Source organism: Micromonospora sp. NPDC047465, from assembly GCF_040643125.1.
Taxonomy (GTDB): Bacteria; Actinomycetota; Actinomycetes; order Mycobacteriales; family Micromonosporaceae; genus Micromonospora.
The window spans coordinates 36,476-60,961 of the sequence record NZ_JBEYTP010000007.1; the positions used below are offsets into that span (position 1 = coordinate 36,476).

General features: G+C 71.3%; 17 protein-coding genes. 13 read left to right on the forward strand and 4 right to left on the reverse strand.

The window, feature by feature from the left end:
• Window positions 1–3: 3 nt before the first annotated feature.
• From ABZ793_RS09310 to ABZ793_RS09320, 3 genes are read right to left on the reverse strand one after another with little or no spacing between them, the layout of a single operon-like run.
• Window positions 4–1,641, reverse strand: a complete 1,638-nt coding sequence (locus tag ABZ793_RS09310; RefSeq protein ID WP_357454351.1) for a GMC family oxidoreductase — start codon at window positions 1,639–1,641, stop codon at window positions 4–6.
• On the reverse strand, window positions 1,638–2,207 hold the full coding sequence (locus tag ABZ793_RS09315; protein WP_357454354.1) for a DUF5987 family protein: 570 nt from the start codon (window positions 2,205–2,207) through the stop codon (window positions 1,638–1,640). Before ABZ793_RS09315 ends, ABZ793_RS09310 begins: the two co-directional genes overlap by 4 nt.
• Window positions 2,204–3,040 (reverse strand): TIGR03084 family metal-binding protein, encoded by an 837-nt coding sequence (locus tag ABZ793_RS09320; protein ID WP_357454357.1) that lies wholly within the window; start codon window positions 3,038–3,040, stop codon window positions 2,204–2,206. The genes ABZ793_RS09315 and ABZ793_RS09320 overlap by 4 nt, the downstream gene beginning before the upstream one ends.
• A gap of 320 nt (window positions 3,041–3,360) precedes the next feature.
• Between ABZ793_RS09320 and ABZ793_RS09325 the strand changes: the two genes are divergently transcribed.
• The 6 genes from ABZ793_RS09325 (at window position 3,361) to ABZ793_RS09350 (ending at window position 13,662) form a co-directional block, all read left to right on the forward strand.
• Window positions 3,361–4,359, forward strand: coding sequence for a DUF1702 family protein (locus ABZ793_RS09325; RefSeq protein ID WP_357454360.1), 999 nt, complete (start codon window positions 3,361–3,363; stop codon window positions 4,357–4,359).
• 103 nt (window positions 4,360–4,462) lie between these two features.
• Complete coding sequence (locus ABZ793_RS09330; RefSeq protein WP_357454363.1) at window positions 4,463–5,449, forward strand: DUF1702 family protein; 987 nt, start codon at window positions 4,463–4,465, stop codon at window positions 5,447–5,449.
• 42 nt (window positions 5,450–5,491) lie between these two features.
• Window positions 5,492–11,305 (forward strand): type I polyketide synthase, encoded by a 5,814-nt coding sequence (locus ABZ793_RS09335; RefSeq protein ID WP_357454366.1) that lies wholly within the window; start codon window positions 5,492–5,494, stop codon window positions 11,303–11,305.
• A gap of 1 nt (window position 11,306) precedes the next feature.
• Window positions 11,307–11,747, forward strand: a complete 441-nt coding sequence (locus ABZ793_RS09340; RefSeq protein ID WP_357454369.1) for an acyl-CoA thioesterase — start codon at window positions 11,307–11,309, stop codon at window positions 11,745–11,747.
• Window positions 11,747–12,298, forward strand: coding sequence for a flavin reductase family protein (locus ABZ793_RS09345; RefSeq protein WP_357454372.1), 552 nt, complete (start codon window positions 11,747–11,749; stop codon window positions 12,296–12,298). Before ABZ793_RS09340 ends, ABZ793_RS09345 begins: the two co-directional genes overlap by 1 nt.
• A complete protein-coding gene (locus ABZ793_RS09350) occupies window positions 12,295–13,662 on the forward strand; it encodes a cytochrome P450 (protein WP_357454375.1) in 1,368 nt (455 codons plus the stop codon). Before ABZ793_RS09345 ends, ABZ793_RS09350 begins: the two co-directional genes overlap by 4 nt.
• Here the strand turns inward: ABZ793_RS09350 and ABZ793_RS09355 are convergent.
• Entirely contained in the window at window positions 13,575–14,390 is an 816-nt protein-coding gene (locus tag ABZ793_RS09355) for a helix-turn-helix transcriptional regulator (protein ID WP_357454378.1), read from the reverse strand. The two genes, ABZ793_RS09350 and ABZ793_RS09355, sit on opposite strands and share 88 nt — an antisense overlap.
• 534 nt (window positions 14,391–14,924) lie before the next feature.
• Here ABZ793_RS09355 and ABZ793_RS09360 point away from each other — a divergent pair.
• The 7 genes from ABZ793_RS09360 to ABZ793_RS09390 all read left to right on the forward strand — a co-directional run bounded on the left by ABZ793_RS09360 (window position 14,925) and on the right by ABZ793_RS09390 (window position 24,435).
• Window positions 14,925–15,557 (forward strand): MerR family transcriptional regulator, encoded by a 633-nt coding sequence (locus ABZ793_RS09360; RefSeq protein ID WP_357454749.1) that lies wholly within the window; start codon window positions 14,925–14,927, stop codon window positions 15,555–15,557.
• A gap of 480 nt (window positions 15,558–16,037) precedes the next feature.
• Complete coding sequence (locus ABZ793_RS09365) at window positions 16,038–17,951, forward strand: CRTAC1 family protein (protein WP_357454381.1); 1,914 nt, start codon at window positions 16,038–16,040, stop codon at window positions 17,949–17,951.
• Window positions 17,952–18,088: 137 nt separating this feature from the next.
• On the forward strand, window positions 18,089–18,958 hold the full coding sequence (locus ABZ793_RS09370) for an enediyne biosynthesis protein (protein ID WP_357454752.1): 870 nt from the start codon (window positions 18,089–18,091) through the stop codon (window positions 18,956–18,958).
• A 942-nt stretch (window positions 18,959–19,900) separates the two neighbouring features.
• Window positions 19,901–20,689 (forward strand): AraC family transcriptional regulator, encoded by a 789-nt coding sequence (locus ABZ793_RS09375; RefSeq protein ID WP_357454383.1) that lies wholly within the window; start codon window positions 19,901–19,903, stop codon window positions 20,687–20,689.
• A 217-nt stretch (window positions 20,690–20,906) separates the two neighbouring features.
• A complete protein-coding gene (locus ABZ793_RS09380) occupies window positions 20,907–22,085 on the forward strand; it encodes an acyl-CoA dehydrogenase family protein (RefSeq protein WP_357454386.1) in 1,179 nt (392 codons plus the stop codon).
• A 34-nt stretch (window positions 22,086–22,119) separates the two neighbouring features.
• Window positions 22,120–22,542 carry an SgcJ/EcaC family oxidoreductase gene (locus ABZ793_RS09385; protein ID WP_357454389.1) on the forward strand — a complete coding sequence of 141 codons (423 nt, stop codon included), beginning with the start codon at window positions 22,120–22,122 and terminating at the stop codon, window positions 22,540–22,542.
• Window positions 22,543–23,175: 633 nt separating this feature from the next.
• Entirely contained in the window at window positions 23,176–24,435 is a 1,260-nt protein-coding gene (locus tag ABZ793_RS09390; protein WP_357454392.1) for a SufS family cysteine desulfurase, read from the forward strand.
• Window positions 24,436–24,486 lie beyond the last annotated feature (51 nt).

Below are 24,486 nucleotides of genomic sequence, written 5' to 3' on the forward strand. Positions count from 1 at the left end.
CGTTCACCTGAACCGTCGCAGGCTCGGGTCCCCTGCCCGGGTGCCGTCCGGCGACGGCGCGCCGTACGTTACCGCGATGCCGCGCTGCTGCGCGGCACGCACCAGACCCGGCACCGCGCGTTCGGCCAGGGCCGCGATCGTCAGTGCCGGATTGACGGTCAGCGCCGCCGGCACCGCCGACCCGTCGGTGACGAAGATGCCGGGATGGTCGCGGAGCTCGTGCCGGTCGTCGAGGGCCGACGTCGCCGGGTCGTCACCGATGCGGCAGGAGGACAACGGGTGCACGGTGTACGCGCCGACCTGGTCGTTCGTCCACGGCCGCACCCGGGCCAGGCCGTCGCGTTCCAGGATGTCCCGGACGTCGGCGTCGGACTCGGCCCAGCCCCGGAGCGTGTTCTCCGTCGGGTCGTAGCGCAGCGAACCACGTCCGAGCATCTGCTGCGCGATCCGCTCCGCGTTGCCGCGCGCCGGGGGCGCCCCGAAGACGCCCTCGTTGTCGTCCTCCGTCATGGCGAACACCGTCAGCCAGGAGCGCCACTGGCGCAGCATCTCCTTCTTCTCCCGGCCGAACCAGGTCGGCCCGGCGGCGCCAGGCGCCTGGGCGAGGATGGTGCCCAGGCCCGGTGGGAAGTACAGCTGCTCCAGCGAGTAGCGGCTGTACTCGGGCAGCGACCCGTCGAGCTTGTCCCAGGTGGCCACGCACGGGCCCTTCCCGATCTGGTGCGCCTCGTACGCCGTGCCGTCACCGCGGTCCAGACCGAGGACCTCACGGGCCCGTTCGTCGTTCACGACGGCGGTGTTCAGGCGTTCCCCGTTGCCGGAGAAGTAGCGGCCGACCGCCGGTGGCATCGTGCCGAGTTCCGACTCGGAGCGCTGGAGGATGACCGGGGTGGCGCCGGCTCCGGCCGCGAGCACCACCATCTTCGCCTCGATCACCCCGCCGCCGCGGGTGACGCGGTAGTCCTCGTCGTCGATGACGTCGTAGTGGACCCGGTAGCCGCCCTCCGGGGTCCGGGACAGCCGCTGCACCTCGTGCAGCGGCCGGATCTGCGCGCCGTGCGCGAGCGCGGCGGGCAGGTAGTTCAGCAGCAGAGAGCGCTTGGCGTCGAAGCGGCAGCCGGCCATCATCCAGTTGCAGTTGGTGCACCTGGGCTTGTCGATCGCCGACGGGACCGGGTTCGCGGTACGACCGGCGTGGGCGCAGGCGGCGGCGAACAGGCCGCCGGCGAACGGCACGTCGTTCCAGGACTGCTCGGTGACGGGCAGCGCCTCGCTGACGATGTCGTACCACGGGTCCAGGGTGTCGCGGTTGATCGAGGCCGGCCACATCCGCCGCCCGAGGCCGCCGGTGCGTTCGAAGACGAAGCGGGGCGCCCGCGGCATGGTGGCGAAGTAGACGACGCTGCCGCCGCCGACGCAGTTGCCCGCGAGAACGCTCATGCCGTCGCCGACCGTGAAGTCGAAGATCCGGGTGTAGGACGAGCCGAGGAGGAAGTCGTGGTCGAACTCGCTGCTGTCGAGCCATGGACCTCGCTCCAGCACCACGACCCGGGCGCCACCGGCCGCGAGGTGGTACGCCGGGATCGCGCCGCCGAAGCCGCTGCCCACGACGATGACGTCGGTCTGCTCGATGCTGGTCATGCGGGGCTTCCCGTCGCCGTGGTCTGCGGGTGGATGTCGGCGAGCTGCCGCTGGTAGGAGAAGTGCGGGAACCGCCAGAGGCCGTCCTCGTCCGGTTTGCTGAAGCCGAGGACGGACAAGCCGGGGTGCCCCTGGTCGAGGGCCTCCGCGGTGGACAGGTGCGGCGCGCTGTCGAACGCCATCGTGCAGAAGAGGGCAGCGCCGAACCACACCTCGCGTTCGGGGTGGGACGGGTCGGTGAGGTTCTGCACGAGGGCCGTGCGGTCGTCGAATTCGAGGGCGACGAACGCGGGCACCGCCGGGTCCAGGGTGAGTTGTCGGGCCCGAGCGTAGGCCTGCGCGTGCATGTTGAGCAGCCCGGCCATGCCGTCGAGCGCCTCAGCCAGCCCGAGGGCGGGGTGTGCGAGCAGGTCGAGGGCGCCGGCTTCCACGGCGCCGGCGTCGTCCACGACGCCCGCAACGGCCCGATCGCCGGGGAAGCGTTTCGTCCCAGGGATGATCGTGTCGGCGAACGCTTCGAGCGTCGCCGTCCGTACCGGGTCGGGCGTCGGCTGCCCGGCCGTCACGGTTGCCCGTCCAGGGTGTGCGACGGGCCGCCCGCGGTGGCCGCGGGCGGGTCGAACTGACCCGGCCGGCGTCCCGGACCAGCCGGGCCGCGGTAGGCCTGCGCGATGTCCAGCCAGCGGTCGGCGTCGGCACCGACGGCGGTCAGCGCGAGGTCGTCCCGGTGCCGTCGGCGGGTGGCGAGAAGGCAGAGGTCGACGGCGGGGCCGGTGATCAGTTCGGCGTCCTCCGGTCCGTACACCCACAGCGCGCCCGAAGGGGCGGTCAGCTCGTACCGGAATCCCCGCTGGGGTGGGGTCAGGTTGCGGCTCAGGTAGCCGAAGTCCCACGTCTGCACGGCGAAGCCGACGACGTGCCGGATCCGGTCGGTGTGGTCGCGCCGTGTCCCCAGGGTGTCGGCGATGTCCTGACCGTGGCCGAACAGCTCCATCATCCCGGCGGCGGCGAGCACCGGCGCCGGCAACGGGCGGACGAGCCAGGGCACCGGCTGCCCCGCCGGTACGGCGGCGAGCGCCTCGACCGCGTCGGTCCACTCCTCGCGCCACCGTCCGCGCAGCGCCGCGGAGCCGGTGTCGAGGTACCGGGACAGCGCGGCGGTCACGTTGGCGTCGAAGTCGTCGCCGAGTTGCGCCATCAGCGCCTGGAACGCCGGGGCGTCGGATGCCGCGACGGCGGCCATCCGGAAGACCGCGCACAGGTGGGCGACCTGGTGCCGCACCTGCCAGCCGGGCGCCGGTGTCGAACGGGTCCAGTCCTCAGGACCCAGGTCGGCCAGGATCTGATCGAGATCCGCGCAGTCGTCCGCCAGATCAGCGAATACGTTCGCCTTGTCCATTCCGAATTCCTCTACGAGCTTGAGGTGGCCCCTTTTCCGCCGGCCATGGCGTCATTCGGACGACACGGGGACGGGCGCGAGTGGGGGAGGTCGCGAATTTCAGCGTGCCGAGGAGCGCGGGCCGAGTCCTCTTCCGCTGTGCGCTCCTCCCGGTGGCGCGGTTCCCGGATCCACGAGCGCCGACGCCATCGGCGCGTCGCCTGGTCGCGTGGGTCGACTACGCACAGCGGGAGAAGAATCGCGCGTCCTGTTGGCTGACGATGGAACGGCCGTCCAGCGGTGACGGTCGCTCTGCAAATCACGGCAGGAAAGTGGGAACGATGCCCACCATCGTCGGTTCGCTACGTCGGTACGTGTTGGCCCCGTCATTGCGGGAGGTCGGCTTCGCCGCCCGCGGGTTCCCGGGCATCTTGTCGGAGGCGACGCGCCAACTCGAGGCGATTCCCCAGGCGGTGGTGTGCGGCTTCGAGTGGGGTATGGAGTCCCGCGACCTGTGGGAGGTGGAGCGCCGCCTCGCGCTGGTCGACCCGTACCAGCGCGGATTCGCCTATGAAGGCGCGACCATGGCGTTCACCATCCGGGATGCGATGGCGATGAACCGCACCCGTCGGGCGCGGGATCTGCTCGCCGGGCCAGGTCGTCCCCACACCTTCCTCAACTACATCGGCATCGGCTTCGCGATGGCGCGGTTGCCCCGGCCGCTCTGGCGCGGGGTGGTGCCGGACCTGGCCGGAACGCCGTACTACCCGACGATGAGCTGGCTCGCGGTCGACGGATACGGCTTCGACCGCGCCTACTTCGACACGGACCGATGGGTGGGGAGGCTCGAGCGGCCCGCCCCGTACCCGTGGGAGGGCGCGCCCGACTACTTCCTGCGCGCCGTGGACCAGGGGATCGGCCGCGCGCTCTGGTTCATCCACGGCGGCCAGGTCGACGGCGTCGCCGCCGCGGTGGGACGGTTCGCCGCCGGCCGGCGGGCCGATCTGTGGAGCGGCGTCGGACTGGCGGCCACCTTCGCCGGCGGTTGCGACCGCGCCGGGCTGGGAACGTTGCGCCGGCACGCGGGCGCGTACCGGCCGCACCTGGCACAGGGAGCGGTTTTCGCAGCCCGCGCCCGGACGTTCTCGGCCGCGGTGCCGCCGCACACCGAGGACACCGTCGCCGTGCTGACCGGGCTCTCCGTCGCCGCCGCGTCGGCGCTCGCCGACGACGTCGCCGGCAACGGATTCCCGTCCCGCGGGGAGCCGGCGTACGAGGTGTGGCGTCAGCGGGTGCGAGCCCACTTCGACACGGAGCCGTCGGGCACGACGGCGCACTGACTGTGACGCGGCGGGGATCTCCCGCCGCAGGAAGACGTTGCCGCAAGCGAGCCGCGTGGGTACCCGGCCCGCTCGATCGGCGCTGACCACGTAAGGGGTACCAGTGGGTTTCATCGGTTCGCTGCGTCGCATCGTCCTGACGCCGGAGGTGCACAACACGTACGTGAGCGTGCGGGGCTTCCATGTGAAGTCACCGCAGGCGCAGGGACTCCTGGAGACGATCGGTCGGACGTTCCTCGAGGGCTACGGCGACGCGGCCGGGGCAGGGCGGGTGGCCGAGATCGAGCCGGCCCTCGAGCGGATTCCCGAGAGGTTCCGCGGATTCGGCTACGAGGGCGCGGCGATGGCACTGGCCATCCGCGACGCCCTACCGTTCGGCGGCGGGAAACTGGAGGAGTTCCTCGCCGGCCCCGGCGACCGGCACGTCTACATGGCGTACGTCGGCATCGGCTGGGCGATGGCACGACTGCCCCGATTCCGGTGGCCCATGCTGCACACCCCGGACCCGCTGCTGCGCTGGCTCGCCCTCGACGGGTACGGATTCCACCAGGCGTACTTCCGTACCCGGCGGTACGTCTTCGAGCACTTCCAGCCGGAGCGGTTCCCGTGGCCGGTCGACGACGACACGGGCTACGCCAACCGCGCCATCGACCAGGGGATCGGCCGGGCGCTGTGGTTCGTCGGCGGCACCGACGTACTGCAGGTCACCCGACTCGTCGACGGGTTCGCCGAGTCCCGCCGGGCCGACCTGTACAGCGGCGTCGGCCTGGCCGCCACCTACGCCGGCGGCGCGGACGAGACGGAGCTGCGCGAACTCTGGCGCCGCGCCGGGGCATACCGCGCCCACCTGATCCAGGGCTCCGCGTTCGCCGCGGCGGCCCGGGTGCGCGCCGGGCTCGTGGTCCCGCACGTGGAGACCGCCACCCGCCTGTTCTGCGGGCTCCCGCCGGTCGAGGCGGCGGCGGTCACCGACCGCGCACGGCCTGGTCATTCCCTGCCCGGCGAGCCACCGGCGTACGAGATCTGGCGGAGCCGCATCCGGAAGACGCTCGCCATCGGCCGGTACGACCGCGCGTCGGACACCCGCTAGCACTGCGGTCGCGACCGCGACCAGATCGGAGATTCGCTCAACATGACGAGGATCGCCATCGTCGGCATGGCATGCAGGTATCCGGATGCGACCTCCCCGAAGGAGCTGTGGGAGAACTCCGTCGCCGGCCGGCGGGCCTTCCGCCGACTGCCCGACAGCCGGATGAGGCTCGCCGACTACTGGTCGGCCGATCCCGCCGCGCCCGACCGCTTCTACGCCCGCAACGCCGCCCTACTGGAAGGCTGGGAATTCGACCGGATCGCGTTCAAGGTCGCGGGCAGTACGTTCCGCTCCACCGACCTGACGCACTGGCTGGCGCTCGACGTCGCCGCCGCGGCGTTGGCCGACGCCGGATTCCCCATGGGCGCGGGCCTGCCGCACGAACGGACCGGCGTGGTTGTCGGCAACAGCCTCACCGGTGAGTTCTCCCGCGCCAACCAGCTCCGGCTGCGGTGGCCCTATGTCCGCCGGGTGCTCGCCTCCGCGTTGACCGACGCGGACTGGAACGAGCAGCGCCTGGCGGACTTCCTCGACCGTGTCGAGGCCGACTACAAGCGGCCCTTTCCGCCCGTCGACGAGGACACCCTCGCCGGAGCCCTCTCCAACACCATCGCCGGCCGCATCTGCAACCACTTCGACCTCCAGGGTGGCGGCTACACCGTGGACGGCGCCTGCTCCTCCTCACTGCTGTCGGTCATCACCGCCTGCCGTTCCCTGGTCGACGGCGACATCGACGTGGCACTCGCGGGCGGGGTCGACCTCTCGATCGACCCCTTCGAGATCATCGGCTTCGCCAAGACCGGAGCGCTCGCCACCGGCGAGATGCGGGTGTACGACCGCGACTCGAGCGGGTTCTGGCCGGGTGAGGGCTGCGGGATGGTCGTGCTGATGCGGGAGGAGGAGGCACGGCGGGCCGGGCACCGCATCTACGCCACCGTGGCCGGCTGGGGGATCTCCTCCGACGGCAGGGGCGGCATCACCCGACCGGAGGCCGACGGCTACCGACTCGCGTTGCAGCGGGCGTACGCGAGGGCGGGGTTCGGGCTGGACACCGTCGCGTTGTTCGAGGGGCACGGCACCGGGACGAAGGTGGGCGACACGACCGAGCTGTCCGCCCTGTCCCAGGCACGGCGGACGGCCGCCCCGGACGCGGCTCCCGCCGTGATCAGCTCGATCAAGGCGATGATCGGCCACACCAAGGCGGCCGCCGGGCTGGCCGGCCTGATCAAGGCCACCATGGCGGTGCACCATGAGGCGTTGCCTCCGGCGCTCAGCTGCCCGCAACCGCACGAGCTGCTCACCGCGCCCGACCGGGCCCTGCGGGTGCTCTCCGAGGCCGAGCCGTGGCCGGCCGACGCCCCGGTGCGCGCCGGCATCACCGCCATGGGCTTCGGCGGCATCAACACCCACGTGGTGCTGGACAAGCCGGGTGCCCGGCGGCCGCGGCACCTGGACGCGCGGACGGTCGCACTCGCCGCAGGGGCACAGGACGCCGAACTGCTCGTGCTGGACGGCATGTCCTGGACGGCACTGCGGGAGCGCGTGGAGCAGGTCGCCGGGTTCGCCGGAGCCGCGTCGTACGCCCAGCTCACCGATCTGGCCGTGGCATTGCGGAACGACCTGCGTGACCTGCCGTACCGGGCGGCCGTTGTCGTCACCGCCCCCGAGGACGCCGAACACCAGCTCCGCCGCATCCTCGACGCCATCGACGCGGGGGAGACATCCCTGACGTCGGGACTGGACCGCGCGTTCCTCGGTCGGGTCGCTGGTCGTGGCCGGATCGGCTTCCTCTTCCCCGGCCAGGGATCAGGCACCGGCGTCAGCGGTGGAGCGCTGCGGCGCCGGCTCCCGGCCCTGGACGCCGTGTACCGGCTCGCGGCGCTGCCGTCCGGCGGGGACACGATCGCGACCGAGGTCGCGCAGCCCCGCATCGTCACCGGCTCCGTCGCCGGCCTGTCCGCGCTGTCGACGCTCGGCATCGACGCCACCGTGGCGCTCGGCCACAGCCTCGGTGAGCTGACCGCGCTGCACTGGGCCGGCGTCATGGACGAGTCCACCCTGCTGCGCCTGGCCGGAGCGCGGGGCCGTGCCATGGCGCGGCACAGTGCGTCGGGCACGATGGCGGGGATCGCCGCCCCACCGGAGGTCGTCGTCCGGCTCGTCGGCGACCTCCCGGTCGTCGTCAGCGGATACAACGGCCCCGGCCAGACGGTCGTCTCCGGCGGGGTGGCCGCCGTCGAGGACGTCTGCCGCCGAGCCGTGGCCAGCGGCGTCACGGCGGTGCCGCTCGCGGTCTCCCACGCGTTCCACTCGCCGTTGGTCGCGCCGGCCGCCGACGCGTTCGCCGCCGAGCTGATCGGTGTCGAGCTCGGCACCGTCGACCGGCGCGTCGTCTCGACCGTCACGGGTGAGCTGCTGCCCGCGCCGACGGACGTGGTGTCACACCTGCACCGGCAGATCACCGAACCGGTCAGGTTCAGCCAGGCGGTCGCCGCCGCGGCCGAGGAGGTCGACCTCTTCGTGGAGGTCGGGCCCGGCCGGGTGCTCGCCGGTCTCGCCGCCGGCGTCACCGACGTCCCGGCGGTGTCGCTCGACACCGACGACGAGTCGCTGGCGAGCCTGCTGAGAGTGGTCGCCGCGGCGTACGTCCATGGGGCCGCCGAGATCCCCGAGCGGTTGTTCGAGGACCGCCTGGCCCGGCCGATCGACATTGGCGCGCCTGCCGCCGTCCTGAGCAGCCCCTGCGAGGCCGCCCCGCTCACCGACGCCACCGGGGGCCAGGGCGCCACCGTCGTGGAGCCTTCGGGTGCCCCCGCCGCCGCGGCGTGGGCGGTGGACCCGGTGCCGACGGACCCCGCAGCCGCTCCGGCGGAGGCGACGCTGGACCTGCTGCGTCGGATGGCCGCCGCCCGGGCCGAGCTTCCGCTGGAGATGGTGCGTCCGGACAGTCGCCTCCTCGACGACCTGCACCTGAGCTCCATCACCGTCGGGCACGTCGTCAACGAGGCGGCCGAGCGGCTGGGCGTGCCGGCGGCGCGTACCCCGATGAACTTCGCGACCGCGTCGGTCCGTGAACTCGCCGAGACGCTCGACGAGCTGCGGGCGAGCGCGGGGGAGGGCGCTGTGGAGGCGGCCCCGCCGGTGGCCGGAGCGGCCAGCTGGGCCAGGGCCTGGCGCGTCGACCTCGAGCCGGCGCCGGCGCCCGACCCGGTGGAGCCTGTCGGTGCCGGCCCCTGGCGCCGGTACGCCCGAGCGGACCACCCGTTCGCCGCCGCCCTCGCCGAGCGGCTGGAGAACGCCGAGGTGGGCCCCGGGGTGCTGGTCTGCCTGCCAGCGCAGTGCACGCCGGCCGACCTCGAACTCGCTCTGCACGGTGCGCAGGAGGCGCTGGCCGGCGACGCGGGCACGAGGTTCGTGCTCGTGCAGCACGGCCGCGGGGCGGCGGGCCTGGCCAAGACCCTGCGGCTGGAGGCGCCCCACCTGCGGGTGACGATCGTGCACCTGCCGCCCGCCGCCGACGGGGTGGACCACGTCGTCGAGGAGGTCCGCGGCACCGACGGGTACGTCGAGGCGTACTACGACCACGACGGGGTCCGGCGGCTGCCGACGCTGCGCGCCATGCCCGTGCGGCCCGACAGTTCCGACCTGCCCGTCGACGAGTCGGACGTGCTGCTCGTCACCGGCGGCGGCAAGGGGATCACCGCCGAGTGCGCGCTGGCGGTGGCCGTGGACACCGGGGCCCGGGTCGCACTCCTCGGCCGGTCGGATCCGGCGGTGGACGCCGAGTTGGCGGCGAACCTGGAGCGGTTGGCGCACCACGGCGTGACGGCGCACTACGTCCGGGCGGACGTCACCGACCCCGCCCAGGTCCGTGACGCGGTCGACGAGGTCCGCCGGGTGCTCGGTCCGGTGACCGCCGTCCTGCACGGGGCGGGGATCAACGAACCGGCGGCGCTGGGGAACCTCGACGTCGCCGCGCTACAGCGCGCCTTCGCCCCGAAGGTCGACGGGCTGCGGGCCGTGCTGGACGCCGTCGAGGCGCGGAACCTGCGACTGCTGGTCACCCTCGGCAGCATCATCGGCCGCGCCGGCCTGCGGGGCGAGGCGCACTACGCGACGGCGAACGAGTGGTTGGCCGAGCTGACCCGTGCGTTCGGCGCGGAGCATCCCGGTTGCCGCAGCGTGTGTCTCGAATGGTCCGTCTGGTCGGGCGTGGGGATGGGCGAGCGGCTGTCGGTCGTGGAGAGCCTGGCCCGCGAGGGCGTCACGCCGATCACCCCCACGCAGGGGGTCGAGCTGCTGCGTCGCCTGCTCACGGATCCTGCCGTGCCCCCTGTCGTGGTGATCAGCGGACGCACCTCCGGGATCGACACGATCGGCTACGAGCAGGTGCAGCTGCCGCTGCTGCGGTTCCTGGAGCGGTCACTGGTCCACTACCCCGGCGTGGAGCTCGTGACGGAGGTGGAGCTGAGCCCGGGCAGCGACCTGTACCTGCCGGACCACCGTCTCGACGGCAACCTGCTCTTCCCCGCGGTCCTCGGCATGGAGGCGATGGCCCAGGTGGCGTCGGCGCTCACCGGCCGGTCGTCGGTGCCCGTCATCGAGAATGCGGAGTTCCTCCGGCCGATCGTCGTACCGCTCGACGGCACGACCCAGATCCGCGTCGCCGCGGTCGTCACGGACACCGAGGTGGTGGACGTGGTGATCCACAGCAGCGAGACCCGGTTCTCCGCCGAACACTTCCGGGCACGTCTGCGCTACGACGACGGACCTGCGCCCGACGGCCCGCCCGCTCCTGGCCCGGTCGGGCTACCGGCCGTGTCGCTGCGTCCGGCGGAGGACCTCTACGGCGACGTCCTGTTCCAGGGCGAGCGATTCCAACGGGTCCTGCGGTACCACCGGGCGGCGGCCCTCGAGGTCGACGCCGACCTCGCGATGGCGTCGGTGGACTGGTTCGCGCCCTTCCACCCGAGCACGCTGGTGCTCGGTGACCCCGGGATCCGGGACGCGCTCATGCACGGCAACCAGGTCTGCGTGCCGCACGCCACGTTGCTGCCGATCGGCGTCGACCGGATCCACCCCGCCGGCGGGCCGGTCGAGCCGGGCGAGTTCAGGTACTGCGCCATCGAACGCTGGCGTGACGGCGACACGTACGTCTACGACGTGGCGTTGCGGTCCGCGGGCGGGACCGTCGTCGAACGCTGGGAGGGGCTGCGCCTGCGCGCCGTCCGCAAGACGGACGGACAGGGGCCCTGGGCGCCCGCGCTGCTGGGCCCGTACCTGCAGCGCGCTGTCGCCGACGTGACCGGTGCCGGGATGGCTGTCGCCGTCGTGCCCGACGACGAGTCGGCCGGCGGTGACCTCCGGGCGCTGCGCCGGTCGCGTTCGGCCCGGGCGTTGGCGCACGCCGCCGGACGGGTGATCCCGGTGCGGTACCGGAGCGACGGCCGGCCGGAGATCGACGGCGGTCAGGACGTGTCCTTCGCCCACGGGGCGGGGGTGACCGTCTGCGCGTTGGCGCCCTCGGTGGTCGCGTGCGACGTGGAGCCGGTGGCGTTCCGGTCGCCGGTCGAGTGGCGTGGCCTGCTCGGTGCGCACGCCGAGCTGCTGCCGTTGCTGACCGACCCGGAGACGGGTGAGGACCGGGACGTGGCGGCGACCCGTGTGTGGGTGGCGATGGAGTGCCTGCAGAAGGCGGGCGAACCGCCGGTCGCTGCCCTGACCGTCCTGCCGGTCGAGCAGCCCGGCTGGGTCGTCCTCAGTGCCGGGCGGTTTACCGTCGCGACCTTCGTCACGACGCTGCGCGACCGACCGGAACCGGTGGTGTTCGGCCTGTTGAGCAGGGAGGACCGATAGCATGTCGCGCTATTTCGAGTACCGGCACGTGGTCGGATTCGAGGAGACCAACCTTGTCGGCAACGTCTACTACGTCAACTACCTGCGCTGGCAGGGCAGGTGCCGGGAGTTGTTCCTCCGGGAACGGGCGCCCCAGGTGCTGGCCGACCTGCAGGCCGATCTGAAGCTGTTCACCCTGCGGGTCGACTGCGAGTTCTTCGCGGAGCTGGCCCTCTTCGACGAGCTGTCCATCAGGATGCGACTGGTCGACCTCGCGCAGACCCAGGTGGAGTTCGGATTCGACTACGTGCGCCTGGACGCCACGGGCGCCGAGACACTGGTGGCCCGGGGCATGCAGCGGGTCGCCTGTATGCGCGGACCGAACACGCGGACCGTGCCGACGCGGGTGCCGGATCCGCTCGTCCGGGCGCTGACGCCCTTCACGGCCCGGGGGGACGCGTGATGGCCGCGCCGGACGGTGACCGGGGTGGCCTGCCGACGAGGGACGGGACGGACACCCGGCGCGCGCTGCGACGCGTCTTCGGCACCTTCGCCACCGGCGTGACGGTGATGACCGTCGGCGGGGACGAGCCGCACGGGATGACCGCCAACTCGTTCACGTCGGTCTCGCTCGACCCGCCGCTGGTGCTCGTCTGTGTCGACCGGGTCACGATCATGCACCGCTTCCTCGAGACGGCGGCGTACTTCGGCATCTCGGTCCTCGCCGCCGGCCATGCGGGGCTCGCGCGCTACTTCGCCGACTCGCGCCGTCCGGTGGGACCGGCGGAGTTCGCGCGGGTCGCCACGATCGCGGGGGAGCGGACCGGGGTGCCGTTGATCCCGGACGCCCTCGCCTGGTTCGAGTGTGAGCAGTGGCGGCGCTACGACGGGGGAGATCACACGATCGTGGTGGGCCGGCTGCTGTCGACGGCCCTGCCCGGAGAGGACGAGGCCCTGCTGTTCCACCGGGGACGGCTCCGACCTGTCGGCCCCGACCTGGAGGTCCCGTCATGACGCTGCTGCACGACCGGCTGCTGCCCCCGCCCGGTCCGCCCCGACGCGCCGCCCTGCGCATGCTGGCCGTCATGGCACGGGACCGGCTGGGCATGATCAGTGACGCGATCGCACTGTACGGGGACGCGGTCCGGCTGCCCGTGGGGCACAAGAGCCTGCACATCTTCAACCGGCCCGACCACGCGAAGCACGTCCTGGCCGACAGCAGCGACAACTACCGTAAGGGGATCGGCCTGGTCCACGCGCGGCGGGCGCTGGGCGACGGCCTGCTGACCAGCGAGGGCGAGCTGTGGCGCAAGCAGCGCAAGGTGATCCAGCCGGCCTTCCATCCGCGGCGGATGGCGCGGCACGCCGACCTCATCGCCGTCGAGGCCGAGCAGTTGATGGACCGACTCCGGCAGTGGCGCGGCGACGACCCGGTCGACGTGGTGTCCGAGTTCACCGGGCTGACCCTGGGCGTGCTGGGCCGGACCCTGCTCGATGCGGACCTGAGCGCGTTCGGCTCCATCGGGGACGAGTTCGCCGCCGTGCAGGATCAGGCCATGTTCGAGCTCGCCTCGCTCGGATCGGTACCGACCTGGCTACCGCTGCGACGCCAGTTGCGGTTCCGCCGTGCCCGCCGCGAGTTGCAACGGGTGGTCGATCAGTTGGTCGAGCAACGGAAGGGCTGGGGGGACGGACATGACGACGTGCTGTCCCGGCTGGTCGCCTCCACCCGGACGGAGGCGGATCCGCGCGTGGCGCGGCGCCGGCTCCGGGACGAGCTGGTGACGCTGCTCCTCGCCGGGCACGAGACCACGGCGAGCACCCTGGGCTGGACCCTGTACCTCATCGACAACGAGCCCGAGGTGCGGGAGCGGCTCCGTGAGGAGGCGGACCGGGTCCTCGGCGGCCGCCTGCCGACGTACGAGGACCTGCACCATCTCCGGTACAGCACGATGGTGGTCGAGGAGGCGATGCGGCTGTACCCACCGGTGTGGCTGCTGCCGCGCATGTCCGTGGCGGCTGACGTGGTCGGCGGCTACCACGTGCCCGCCGGGTCCGACGTCGTGATCCTGCCGTACACCCTCCACCGGCACCCGGAGTTCTGGACGCGGCCGGAGCGGTTCGACCCGGAGCGGTTCGATCCGGCCCGGGTGCGTGAGCGGCCTCGGTACGCCTACATCCCCTTCGGTGCGGGACCACGCGTCTGCGTCGGCAGCAACCTCGGCATGATGGAGGCCGTGTTCGTGCTGGCCATGATCGCCCGGGAGTTTCGGCTCTCGACGCTGCCCCGTCACCAGGTCGTCCCGGAGCCGATGCTCTCGCTGAGGATCCGGGCCGGGCTGCCGATGCTGGTGAGCGGGGTGGGCGCGGTGGCGTGACGACGCTCCTGTTCCTGGCGCAGCCTCAGCACCGCCTGCGGCGGCAGGTCGAGGAGCGAGAGCAGGGCCGGCGGGTCGAAGTCCCGCGGCGGGCGCACGGTCATCTCCGTCGCCTGGACGCTGCCGCCCCCGGCGATCCGGACCGGTCCGTACCGGGCCACCGCGGTGACCTGACCGATGTGGTCCGGGCCGCTCGCCGCAACGTTGCGGCCCCTCAGGGAGTGCGCGATGAGGTACCACGACCCGGGGGTGACCCCTGAGAGCTGGTACGGGCCGGGACGATCCATGACGGCCCAGCTGGCCGGCCGTCCCTCGGCGATGGCGTCGGGGAACAGTCCGATGAAGATCGGCGCGGCGAAGCCCGGGCAGAACGTCCGTACCTCGCCGGTGATGGTGGCGCCCGTCCTCGCCGGGGTGGTCTGCTCCGTCGGCAGCGGTTGGGGATAGCGGTGGCGCCGGTACGCCGCGGGAGATATGCCGACACTGCGGTGGAACCGCGAGCTGAAGGTGCCGAGGCTGGTGTAGCCGACCGACGTGCTGATTGCCGCCACCGTCAGCGAGGTGCTGATGAGTAGCCGTTTGGCCTCCTGGATGCGGATGGCCGCGAGGAACCGGCCCGGTGATATGCCGGTGAGTCGCCGGAAGAGCCGCGAGAAGTGATATCGGCTGAACATGGCCGCGGTCGCCAGGTCGTCGATCGTCAGGGGCTCGGCGAGCCTTTCTCGCATGGTCCACAACGCACGTCTTACGGCAATCTCGCCTATCAGCATTGCGCCCTCTTCCCAGTGTCGGGGCGCGGTGTTGTCCGACTGCGTCGACAACGCCGCCCGACAGAGTATTTGTATATTAAAAGTGCCTATTAAATTTAGGGTTGTCGTTCTTGATCAAGAACTTGCCGCTAGATGTTATCGCCCGGAAATCGTTCCGGCAACCATGTGTCCGGTTTTCGATCGGCACAGCGTCGACGAATCGTCACCGACAGTGATGGATAGTTGCGCTATCTGCCCCACGAGACTGTTTCCGGTTAGTCGCTGCCAAAAGCGACGGAAGCGGTACGGCTGTGCGGCCCAGGCTGCGGCGTCGGATGCCCGGGTGGCCCGACGGGGTCGAGGGGCCGATACCGGCGGTGAGAATGGCCGTGGCGGCGGGGGAGACTGCTGAGGCGAGGAGGGTGTGCCCACCATGCGGACGCAGCGGGCGAAACAGCGAATACGCGCTCTTCCTATCGAGCTACGCGAAACGGACGCATGGTGTTGATGACGATGAGGATTCGGGAGTTGAGTAGTCGGTCCGGCCTCCCGGTGCCGACCATCAAATTCTATCTGCGGGAGGGGCTTCTTCCGCCAGGCCAGGCGACCGCCGTCGGCCGGCAGCTGTACTACGGCGAGCACCACCTGTCGCGGCTGAGTCTGATCCGCATGCTGACCGTCGTCGGCCGGATGAGTCTGGCCTCGGTCCGGGAGGTCCTCCAGGCGGTCGACAATCGGGGGCTGCCCCTCGCCGGGCTCTACGCGGTGGTCACCGAGGCGCTGTTCGCCGAGGACAGTCTGAACCTGGCCGAGCGGCACGGCGCGGCGGACCGGGTCGACTCCTTCGTGGACGGACTGGGCTGGCGGGTGGCCGACACGTCACCCGGCCGGCAGACGCTGACGCGGGTGCTCACCGCCCTCGAACGGTTGAGCGGTGACGTCGAGGTGGACATCTTCGTTCCGTACGCCGAGGCCGCGGTGCGTCTGGCGGCTCTGGAGGCCGCGTCCATGCCGCGGAGCCTGGACTCGGAGCGGGACGCGGCAACCCTGGTCGCGCGGGCGGTCCTGTTGGAGGCGGCGATGGCGGCGCTGCGCCGAATGGCGCGCGAGCATCTGGTCGGGGTGGCGGGCCGGCTCGGCGCCTGAGCGCGCCGTTGAGCCGGACGGTCGCCGTGCCCGGGCCGCCACCGGCGCTGGCGGCGGTCGGGGACCCGCCGGCGGCGCCGCCGGCCGGCGATGGGGCGCCGCGAGCCACGACGGCATCGTGCGAGAAGACTCTGGTCGGTTTCCTCGGCCATGATGTTGTTGGTTCGGGCCCACTCCGATAATGCGGTTCGCCGATTGTCGGCGCCGCGCCTCTCGTTTCTCCCCTGAGGGAGAACCGTCCCCGGTGGAATAGGTGGACGGCTCGCCGACGATCACCGCCGACAACGCGGCCGACACGCGGAACTGATTTGGTGGCCGTGGCGAAGGTCCTCGTGCGTCGAACGGGGCGGGCGGCGGTGGGCTCGAACCGTCGCAATTCGGCGCAGCGCGCGATGTCGTCGTACCGGCGCTGCCTATTCCGAGGGGGAGCCGTTGGCACCGCAACCGGTTGGCGTTCTGCGCCGACTAATACCCGCGCTCATGGTGCTCGTTCTGTTAGCCGGCTCATATGCCGTCGCCCGCCTGCCCTCAGCGTCGGAGGCGGACCGGGCGAGGCTGGCGTCGCAGTTCGAGTTCACGGAGCTGCCCATCATCCTGCCGCCCGGGCTGCCCGTACGTACTGTCCGCGCCGTCAACCCGCAGTATGACCACATCCGGTCATGGGTCTCCTCCGTCGGCGCCGCCGTCGCGATCAACGACCTGGACGGTGGCGGCGTGGCCAACGACATGTGCCTGGTCGACACCCGCAGCGACAGCGTGATCGTCACGCCCGCGCCCGGTAGCGGGAACATCTACCAGCCCTTCGTTCTCGACCCCGCGCCGCTGCCGGTGCACTCGGCGATGGCGCCGATGGGGTGCGTACCCGGTGACTTCAACGAGGACGGCTGGACCGACCTCCTCGTCTACTACTGGGGCCGGACCCCGGTCCTGTTCATGCACCGCGGTGGACGGGTCGCCCTGAGCCCGGGCAGCTTCCTGCCGACCGAACTCGTCGGCCAGCGTGGCAACGGCAACGGGGAGTACGACGGGCAGCTCTGGAACACCAATGCCGTCTCCGTCGCGGACTTCGACGGGGACGGGCACGTCGACCTCGGGATCTTCAACTACTTCCCCGACTCCGCGGTGCTCGACCCGGAGGGGCTGGCGGGCGTCCAGATGAACCACTCGATGTCACACGCCCGCAATGCGGGCGGCGCCCACATCCTGCGGTGGACCGCCGCCAGCGGGGGGCAGCGACCGTCGGTCACGTACGAGGAACAGAAGGCCCTGGACCCGGCGGTGGCCACCGGCTGGACGCTGGGGGCGGCCTCGGCCGACCTTGACGGCGATCTCCTGCCCGAGCTGTACCTGGCCAACGACTTCGGTAACGACCGCTTCTTCCACAACCGGTCGGTCCCCGGCCGGATCCGGTTCGAGCTCGTCGAGGGTGAGCGTGATCCCTTCACGCCGAAGTCGCTGGTCCTCGGCCACGACTCGTTCAAGGGCATGTCCATCGAGTTCGGTGACCTGGACGGCAGCGGGCGCTTCGATGCTTTCGTCAGCAACATCACGACGTCCTGGGGGCTCGAGGAGAGCACGTTCGTCTGGCGCAACACGGCCGCCAGTCCGCAGGCGGCCGGGTCGATGATGCGCGACGGCAGAGCCCCGTACGAGAACGTGGCAGCCGACCGCAACCTCGCCTGGTCGGGCTGGGGCTGGGACGCGAAGATGGCGGACTTCGACAACAACGGCGCCGTCGAGGTCGTGCAGACCAACGGCTTCGTCAAGGGCAGCCTGAACCGCTGGGCCTGGCTGCAGGAGTTGGCGATGGCCAACGACCTGATGCTGCGGGATCCCGCGATGTGGCCCAACGCCGGACCGGGCGACGACATCGCCGGCTCCCAGCCCGTCGCGTTCTGGGTGCCCGAGGGCAACGGCCGGTACGTCAACGTCGGCAGCGAGCTCGGCATGACGGACGACACCCCGAGCCGCGGCGTCGCCGTCGCGGACGTCGACGGCAACGGCAGCCAGGACTTCGCCGTCGCACGGCAGTGGGGACCTCCCACCTTCTACCGCAACACCACCGGCGATCTCGGCGACTTCATCGGCCTGCGGCTGTACCGGCCCGCCGCCGCCGACGACGCGCTCGGCACTCCCGCCTACGGCGCCCAGGTCCGCGTCCGGACCGCGGACGGCCGGATCCGCCTGGCCCAGCTCGACGGGGGTGGCGGGCACTCCGGGAAACGTAGCTTCGAGATCGTGGTCGGACTCGGCGAGATCGGCGACCAGCCGGTCTCGGTCGAGGTGACGTGGCGAGACCTCGACGGCGTCGTCCACGCCCAGACGCAGGAGATGACCCGCGGCTGGCACAGCCTGATGCTCACGGATCAGGTGCGGGAGGTGAGTGGGCGATGAGCACGCGGTCCATCGACAGGCCCGTCGGCTCGGCGGGCCCGCGACGCACCGGCGGTGACCCGCCGGCGCCGAACCCTCCGACCTCCGCGGTGCCCCGGGATCCGCGCTACATCGCACTACGCAACTTCGCGATCTCGATGACCGTCTTCAACATCCTCGGCTACACCGTCCTCGGCTTCGAACAGCCGTGGACCTGGCCCATCTTCGCGCTCCTGGTCGGCTACTCGGCGGAGATCCTGATCGAGTGGGTCACCGCTGCCGCGCACCGGCGTCGACCGGAGTTCGCCGGTGGCGGGCTGCGGGGAATGTACACGTTCCTGCTGCCGACACACATCACCGCCCTCGCCGCCAACATGCTCCTGTACGCCAACGACCGCTTCTGGCCCATCGCATTCGCGGTCCTCGTCGCGATCGGTCAGAAGGCACTGCTCCGTGCGCCCATCAACGGGCGGATGCGGCACTTCATGAATCCGTCCAACCTCGGCATCTCGGCGGCACTGCTGGTGTTCCCATGGGTGAACGTCGCCCCGCCGTACCACTTCACGGAGCACGTCCCCGACGCGATCAGCATCGTCATCCCGCTCGTCATCATCACCTCCGGCACGGTCCTCAACGCCCTGCTGACCAAGAAGGTGCCGCTCATCCTCGGATGGGTGGGCGGGTTCGTCATTCAAGCGCTGGTCCGGCACTGGACGCTCGACGTGGCGCTGTGGGGCGCGCTGGTGCCGATGACCGGGGTGGCCTTCGTCCTGTTCACCAACTACATGATCACCGATCCCGGCACCACGCCGACCAAGGGCTGGAACCAGTTCGCCTTCGGCTCCGGCGTCGCCGCGGTCTACGGGATCCTGATCGCCTTCAACGTCGTCTACACGCTGTTCTTCGCTGTCACCATCGTCTGTCTCATCCGGGGCGTGATGTGGTGGATCATCTGGCTGCGTCGCCCCGCGGGCAGTCGGACGAGTGCGGCCGGGAGCGTACCGGTGGGTGCGCCTGAGAGGGCGTGACGTGACGGCCGGCGGCGGAGCCCGGCCGGCCCCGTCGCCTTGGCGGCTCGCGAGCGGCCGGCGCCTGACGCCGGCCGCTCGTGGGTTGTCGGCCTGCGAGCTGCCAGTCGGCCTGCGGGCCGCCTGGTGGCCACGCCCGGTCGCCTCGGCGCGGGCGACCGGGCGTGGCCGTGGCGTGCCTGCCTCCTCGCTACGGCAAGGCGGGCTATGGCATTTGCCGCCGGCGTGCTGTCTAATAGGACGTTCGGCCCTCGTCACGATCTGTCATCGAGCTGTGGCTGAACGTCAGTTGCGCTGAGTGGCGAGTCAGTGGCCCGTACACGTCGCGTTAACACTATCCGTCACCAGTTAACAGGCTGCCGCATGCTTCGTCGCCGATTCGACTTTACGGAGCGTCCACGCGGCGCGGCCACTGTCGGTGACGATTCTCGGTCGTGTTGGCCCGCCCATGGCGCATGCGCGGCCCCGCAGTCGAGGGATGCAATTACTCAAGGAATGCGCAACAGGCGTGATTCTGCGCACGGAACCTTTCTTCAAGCGTGCGGGATTGACAGCACTTTTCAAGATGCCGCGCCCTTCCCGTCCCGAGAGGATTACCGCAATCGCAGGTCGAGGACGTGCGGAGTTCGAAGAGGGAGTGAACGTGCCAGATGGTGGTCACATGTCGACATTCGACACCGTCCCCCGGCCTGCTCCGCCTCGTTCTGGGCGGTCGGGTCGGCAGGTGAGACTGTCCGAAGGGTAGTCATCCGCGGGGTTTGCCGGGCGGGCCGGATGTCCCGTTCCCGGTGCACCCGCGGTTGGCCGCCGACGAGGTGCGGCACGTAGCCCTCGGAAACCGGGATCAGTGAATCCCGGGCCATTTCTCGGAATGCGTCCGGGCGTGTTTTCGCGCCCTTTTGATGATGGCGACATCGTGGCGTCGTAGGCCTGGGAGACGTGATGAACAATCATTTCGTTGATGCTGTCGAGCGTTCCATAGTCCTGATGCATGAGAACCTCGGTGAGCAGCTGACGGTGGACGACATGGCGCGTGCCGCCATGTTCAGCAAATTCCACTACACTCGGGTCTTTCAGAGGATCACCGGCGTTTCTCCGGGTCGATTCCTGTCGGCCCTGCGGCTCCAGCGTGCGAAGACGTTGCTGCTGTCGACGTCCATGAACGTGGCCGACATCAGCGTGCACGTCGGATACAACAGCGTGGGCACGTTCAGTTCCCGCTTCACCCGCAGCGTCGGCGTCTCGCCGATCGAGTACCGCCGTTGCGGAGGGGCAGTGCCTCGTCTCGGGGCGACAAAGCCCGAACTCGGCGCCGAATCCGCCGACGGCGTGGTGTCCGGAGTGATCTCGGCCTGCTCGCCGGTGGCGCTCGACGCGATCTTTCTGGGCCTCTTCAAGAGTCGGATACCCGAGGGGCAGCCGACGAGTTGCGCCATGTTGTCGGGGCCGGGGCGGTTCGTGCTCGACAGGGTTCCCGAGGGCACGTGGTATCTGCTCTGCCACGGTGTGGGGCCGGGGCGGGGCGCTGGCGGCGACGATGACGACGTCTCCCAGTTCGGCAGCCACGGCCCCTTCCGGATCGGACCGGAGCAGAAGAGCCTGGATGTCGTCGTACGGCTCGGTCCCGCCCGCCTCTGCGACCCACCGATGCTGCTCGCACTTCCCGACCCCCGCACCATCGCACCGGTCCGCCGATCCGGATGGGGGGCGGCCCTCGGCCGTGCGGCCTGACGGCACAGGCACCCCGCGCCGTCGGTGGCGCGCCCGGTGAGGGTCCCGGAGCGTCGCCGCCGCAACGCGGGAGATGAGGCCGTCCGGCCGGCCGTGCGATGGTGGCGTGACCATGATCGAGACTCCTCGATGACTTCCGCTGCCGCTGCGGACGAGCCGCGGCGGCGCGCACCCCCTGTCCGGCTCTGCGAGCCGAACGTCCACAAGGAGGCATGAGTTGACCAACGACCAACCCGGACGTGCCGAGGTGCTCCGCCGAGCATCCGAGCTCGTCCCGACCCTGCGGAAGTTCTCGACGTGGAACGAGGAGAACCGGCGGGTGCACGACGAGGCCGTCGCCGCCCTGGCCGACGCCGGCATCTTCCGGCTGCGCACGCCGACTCGGTACGGCGGCTACGAGTGCGACACCCGTACGCTCGTCGACGTCGCCGCGACGCTCGCCCGGGGGGACGGATCGACCGCCTGGACGGCCTCGGTCTACTGGATCCCGACCTGGATGGCGTCTCACTTCCCGGACCACGTCCAGGATCAGGTTTTCGCCAGTCCCGACGCGCGCATCTGCGGAACGCTCAGCCCCAGTGCGATGGCCGCTCCGGCGGAGGGTGGGATCGTCGTCAACGGCAAGTGGGGCTTCATCACCGGTGCCCTGCACAGCCGGTGGCAGGTGGTCATCGCGGTGCTGATCGCGCCGGAGGCCGAGCCCATGCCCGTCATCGCGCTGGTGCCCACCGCGGACCTGCACATCGTCGACGACTGGCACACGTCGGGGCTGAAGGGCACCGGCAGCGTCAGCACGGTCGCCCAGGACGTCTTCGTGCCGCAGGACCGCTTCCTGCCGCTGGGCGCGGTGCTGCAGGGACAGGGCGCGTCGCAGGCCAACGCCGCCAGCGGGATCTACCAGGTGCCGCTGCTTCCGGTGGCCTCCGCGTCGTCGGTGGGTGTCGCGCTCGGCCTCGCCAAGTCCGCCATGGACGTGTTCACCCAGCGGCTCGCTGATCGCAAGATCACCTACACCGACTACGCCAGCCAGCGCGAGGCGCCCATCACGCACCTCCAGCTCGCCGAGGCGGCCATGCTGATCGACGAGGCGGAGTTCCACGCGCACCGGCTCGCCGGAACCGTGGACCGGAAGGCGGCCGAGCGGGCGGAGTGGACGATGCCGGAGCGGGTGCTGGCGCGGGCCGACATGGGCGCGGCCGTCCGACGCTCCCAGGAGGCGGTCGAGGTCCTGGCCAACGCCAGCGGCGGCTCCTCCATCTACCTCGACAACCCGATGCAGCGTATCCGCCGGGACATCCAGGCGCTGAGCATGCACGCGCTCATGCACCCCGACACCAACGCGGAACTGTACGGCCGCCTGCTCAGCGGGCTGGGGCCGAACACCCTCTACGTCTGACCAACACGGTCCACAACAGCAGGAGGAGACCACCGTGTCCGCAACCAGCCAGAGTTTCCGTGCCAGCCCGGCCGACCACGCCGCGATCGCGGCACTACCGAGCAGGATCGTGGCGGCGTGGGCCGAGCACGACGCCGAGGCCTTCGGGGCGGTCTTCGTCGAAGACGGCACCATGATCCTGCCGGGCCTGTTCCTGACGGGCCGCGACGCCATCGTGGCCTTCATGCGGGAGGCGTTCGCGGGCCCGTACCAGGGCACGCGAGTCACGGGCCAGCCCATCAACGTCCGCTTCCTCGACGGCGAGGTCGCCATCGTGCTCACCGAGGGTGGTGTGCTCGCGCCCGGCGAGACGACCGTCGCGAAGGAACGCGCCGTCCGCGCGTCCTGGCTGATGGTGAAGCGCGACGGCGCCTGGCTCCTGGCCGCCTATCAGAACAGCCCCAGCGAAGGCGCCTGACGGCGCTCCAGCCACAGCCACCGCGCGCTTCTCGTTCCAGGCCGGGATCCGCGCGGTGGCTGTCCGCTGTGCGTCGGCGTTCGACATCGCGGCGGACCGCAGCGCGGCGTTCGACGCCGGCGCGGGCCACCGCGCCGTACTCCCGGACGGCCGTCCCGACACGCGAAGAGGGGGCGGCTGCCGCCCGCCCCCTCGTGCACCTGCCGACACCAGTCATCTACTGCCGTCAGAGCTATGCCTATTGAAGTGGATCAATCACGTCGGTTCACCTTCCACAGTGCGGGACCCCGGGCCCGTGCCGGGCGGACGCGCGCCGCGGCCGCGGCGTCGACCTCGACCGAGCGCCGAGACCTCCGGGCACGGGGGGAGGTGTCGGCGCCGCGTCGTGATGGCAGGGTCGCCTCAGGCGCGCTGACGGTGCGACGGGCAACGCGGTGGACCAGCCCGAGCCGTCCCACAAGCGCCGCGAGGAGACCTCGGAGGAACGATGGACGCCACGTCACGCAGAGCTGGCTCCGCCGCCTGGCGGGACGCTGACCGGTCCGACGTGACCGGCCCCAGCCGGCGCCGCGCGCGGGCAATCACCGTCCGCCTGGCCGGGCGGACCGGACGTGGGCTCCAGGAGGGCCGGCGGTGACCTCGGCGGCGTACGACGTCGAGCGGGTGCGAGCCGACTTCCCGATACTGGGCCGCCAGGTCAACGGGCGCAAGCTCGTCTATCTGGACTCGGCCAGCAGCTCCCAGGCGCCCAGGCAGGTGCTCGACGCGCTGCATCGGCACCACCGCGGGCACCACGCCAACGTCGGACGCGCCTCGCACACCCTGGCGGCACAGGCCGGCGCCGCCTACGAGGCCGCCCGGGCGAAGGTGGCCGCGTTCGTGGGCGCCCGGACCGAGGAGCTCGTCTTCACCCGGAACGCGACCGAGGCGATCAACCTCGTGGCACACGCCTTCGTCCCCCGCGACTCCCGACAGCCGGGAGACCCCCGGTTCCGGCTGGGACCCGGTGACGAGGTCGTCGTCACCGAGATGGAGCACCACTCGAACCTCGTGCCGTGGCAGCTGCTGTGCCGGCGCACCGGAGCCACCCTGCGGTGGATCCCCCTGACCGGGGACGGGCACCTGGACCTGTCCTGTCTCGAGACGGTGGTCAACGCACGGACGAGGATGGTCTCCTGGGTGCACGTGTCGAACATCCTCGGCACCGTCAACCCGACCCGCGAGATCGTGGACCGGGCTCGCGCGGTCGGCGCGCTGACGCTGCTGGACGGGTCCCAGTCGGTCCCGCACCGCCCCGTCGACGTCGGGGCGCTCGACGTGGACTTCCTCGCCTTCACCGGGCACAAGATGTGCGGGCCGACCGGAATCGGCGCGCTGTGGGGGCGGGGAGAGCTGCTCGACGCCGTACCGCCGCTGCTCGCCGGCGGCGGCATGGTGGCGGGCGTCGAGCTGGCGGAGTCGACCTTCCTGCCGGTCCCGGCGAGGTTCGAGGCGGGCACGCCGCCCATCGTGCAGGCGATCGGGCTCGGCGCGGCGGTGGACTACCTCGGCGCGGTCGGCATGGCAGCCGTACGTCGGCACGAGCGGGACCTCACCGCGTACGCCTTGGGTGTTCTCGACGGGGTGAAGGGCCTGCGGATCCTCGGGCCGGGGAATCCGGCGGACCGTGGGGGAGTCATCTCCTTCGTTCTCGACGGCTTCGAGCCCGCCCAGGTGGGCCGGTACCTGGACCTGCATGGCATCCAGGTGCGCGTCGGCCGGCACTGCGCGGCCCCGGTCTGTCGGCGGTACGGCCTGTCGGGCACGGTCCGTGTGTCGGTTCATCTCTACAACACCCGCGCCGAGATCGACTTCCTGGCGGCCGTCCTGCTGGGCATGGGCAGCGGTCGCTGACCCACCGGGCCCGCCGGCGGTGCCGCCGTGCCCCGCACAGCGAGAGGTGCC

What these genes read in the sequence shown, in the direction of transcription:
- ABZ793_RS09325 (WP_357454360.1), top strand. Translation starts at nt 3,361, where the DNA reads ATGCCCACCATCGTCGGTTCGCTACGTCGGTACGTGTTGGCCCCGTCA.
- ABZ793_RS09350 (WP_357454375.1), top strand. Translation starts at nt 12,295, where the DNA reads ATGACGCTGCTGCACGACCGGCTGCTGCCCCCGCCCGGTCCGCCCCGA.
- ABZ793_RS09355 (WP_357454378.1), bottom strand. Translation starts at nt 14,390, where the DNA reads ATGCGAGAAAGGCTCGCCGAGCCCCTGACGATCGACGACCTGGCGACC.
- ABZ793_RS09360 (WP_357454749.1), top strand. Translation starts at nt 14,925, where the DNA reads ATGAGGATTCGGGAGTTGAGTAGTCGGTCCGGCCTCCCGGTGCCGACC.
- ABZ793_RS09320 (WP_357454357.1), bottom strand. Translation starts at nt 3,040, where the DNA reads ATGGACAAGGCGAACGTATTCGCTGATCTGGCGGACGACTGCGCGGAT.
- ABZ793_RS09335 (WP_357454366.1), top strand. Translation starts at nt 5,492, where the DNA reads ATGACGAGGATCGCCATCGTCGGCATGGCATGCAGGTATCCGGATGCG.
- ABZ793_RS09345 (WP_357454372.1), top strand. Translation starts at nt 11,747, where the DNA reads ATGGCCGCGCCGGACGGTGACCGGGGTGGCCTGCCGACGAGGGACGGG.
- ABZ793_RS09375 (WP_357454383.1), top strand. Translation starts at nt 19,901, where the DNA reads ATGAACAATCATTTCGTTGATGCTGTCGAGCGTTCCATAGTCCTGATG.
- ABZ793_RS09340 (WP_357454369.1), top strand. Translation starts at nt 11,307, where the DNA reads ATGTCGCGCTATTTCGAGTACCGGCACGTGGTCGGATTCGAGGAGACC.
- ABZ793_RS09370 (WP_357454752.1), top strand. Translation starts at nt 18,089, where the DNA reads ATGACCGTCTTCAACATCCTCGGCTACACCGTCCTCGGCTTCGAACAG.
- ABZ793_RS09365 (WP_357454381.1), top strand. Translation starts at nt 16,038, where the DNA reads ATGGTGCTCGTTCTGTTAGCCGGCTCATATGCCGTCGCCCGCCTGCCC.
- ABZ793_RS09310 (WP_357454351.1), bottom strand. Translation starts at nt 1,641, where the DNA reads ATGACCAGCATCGAGCAGACCGACGTCATCGTCGTGGGCAGCGGCTTC.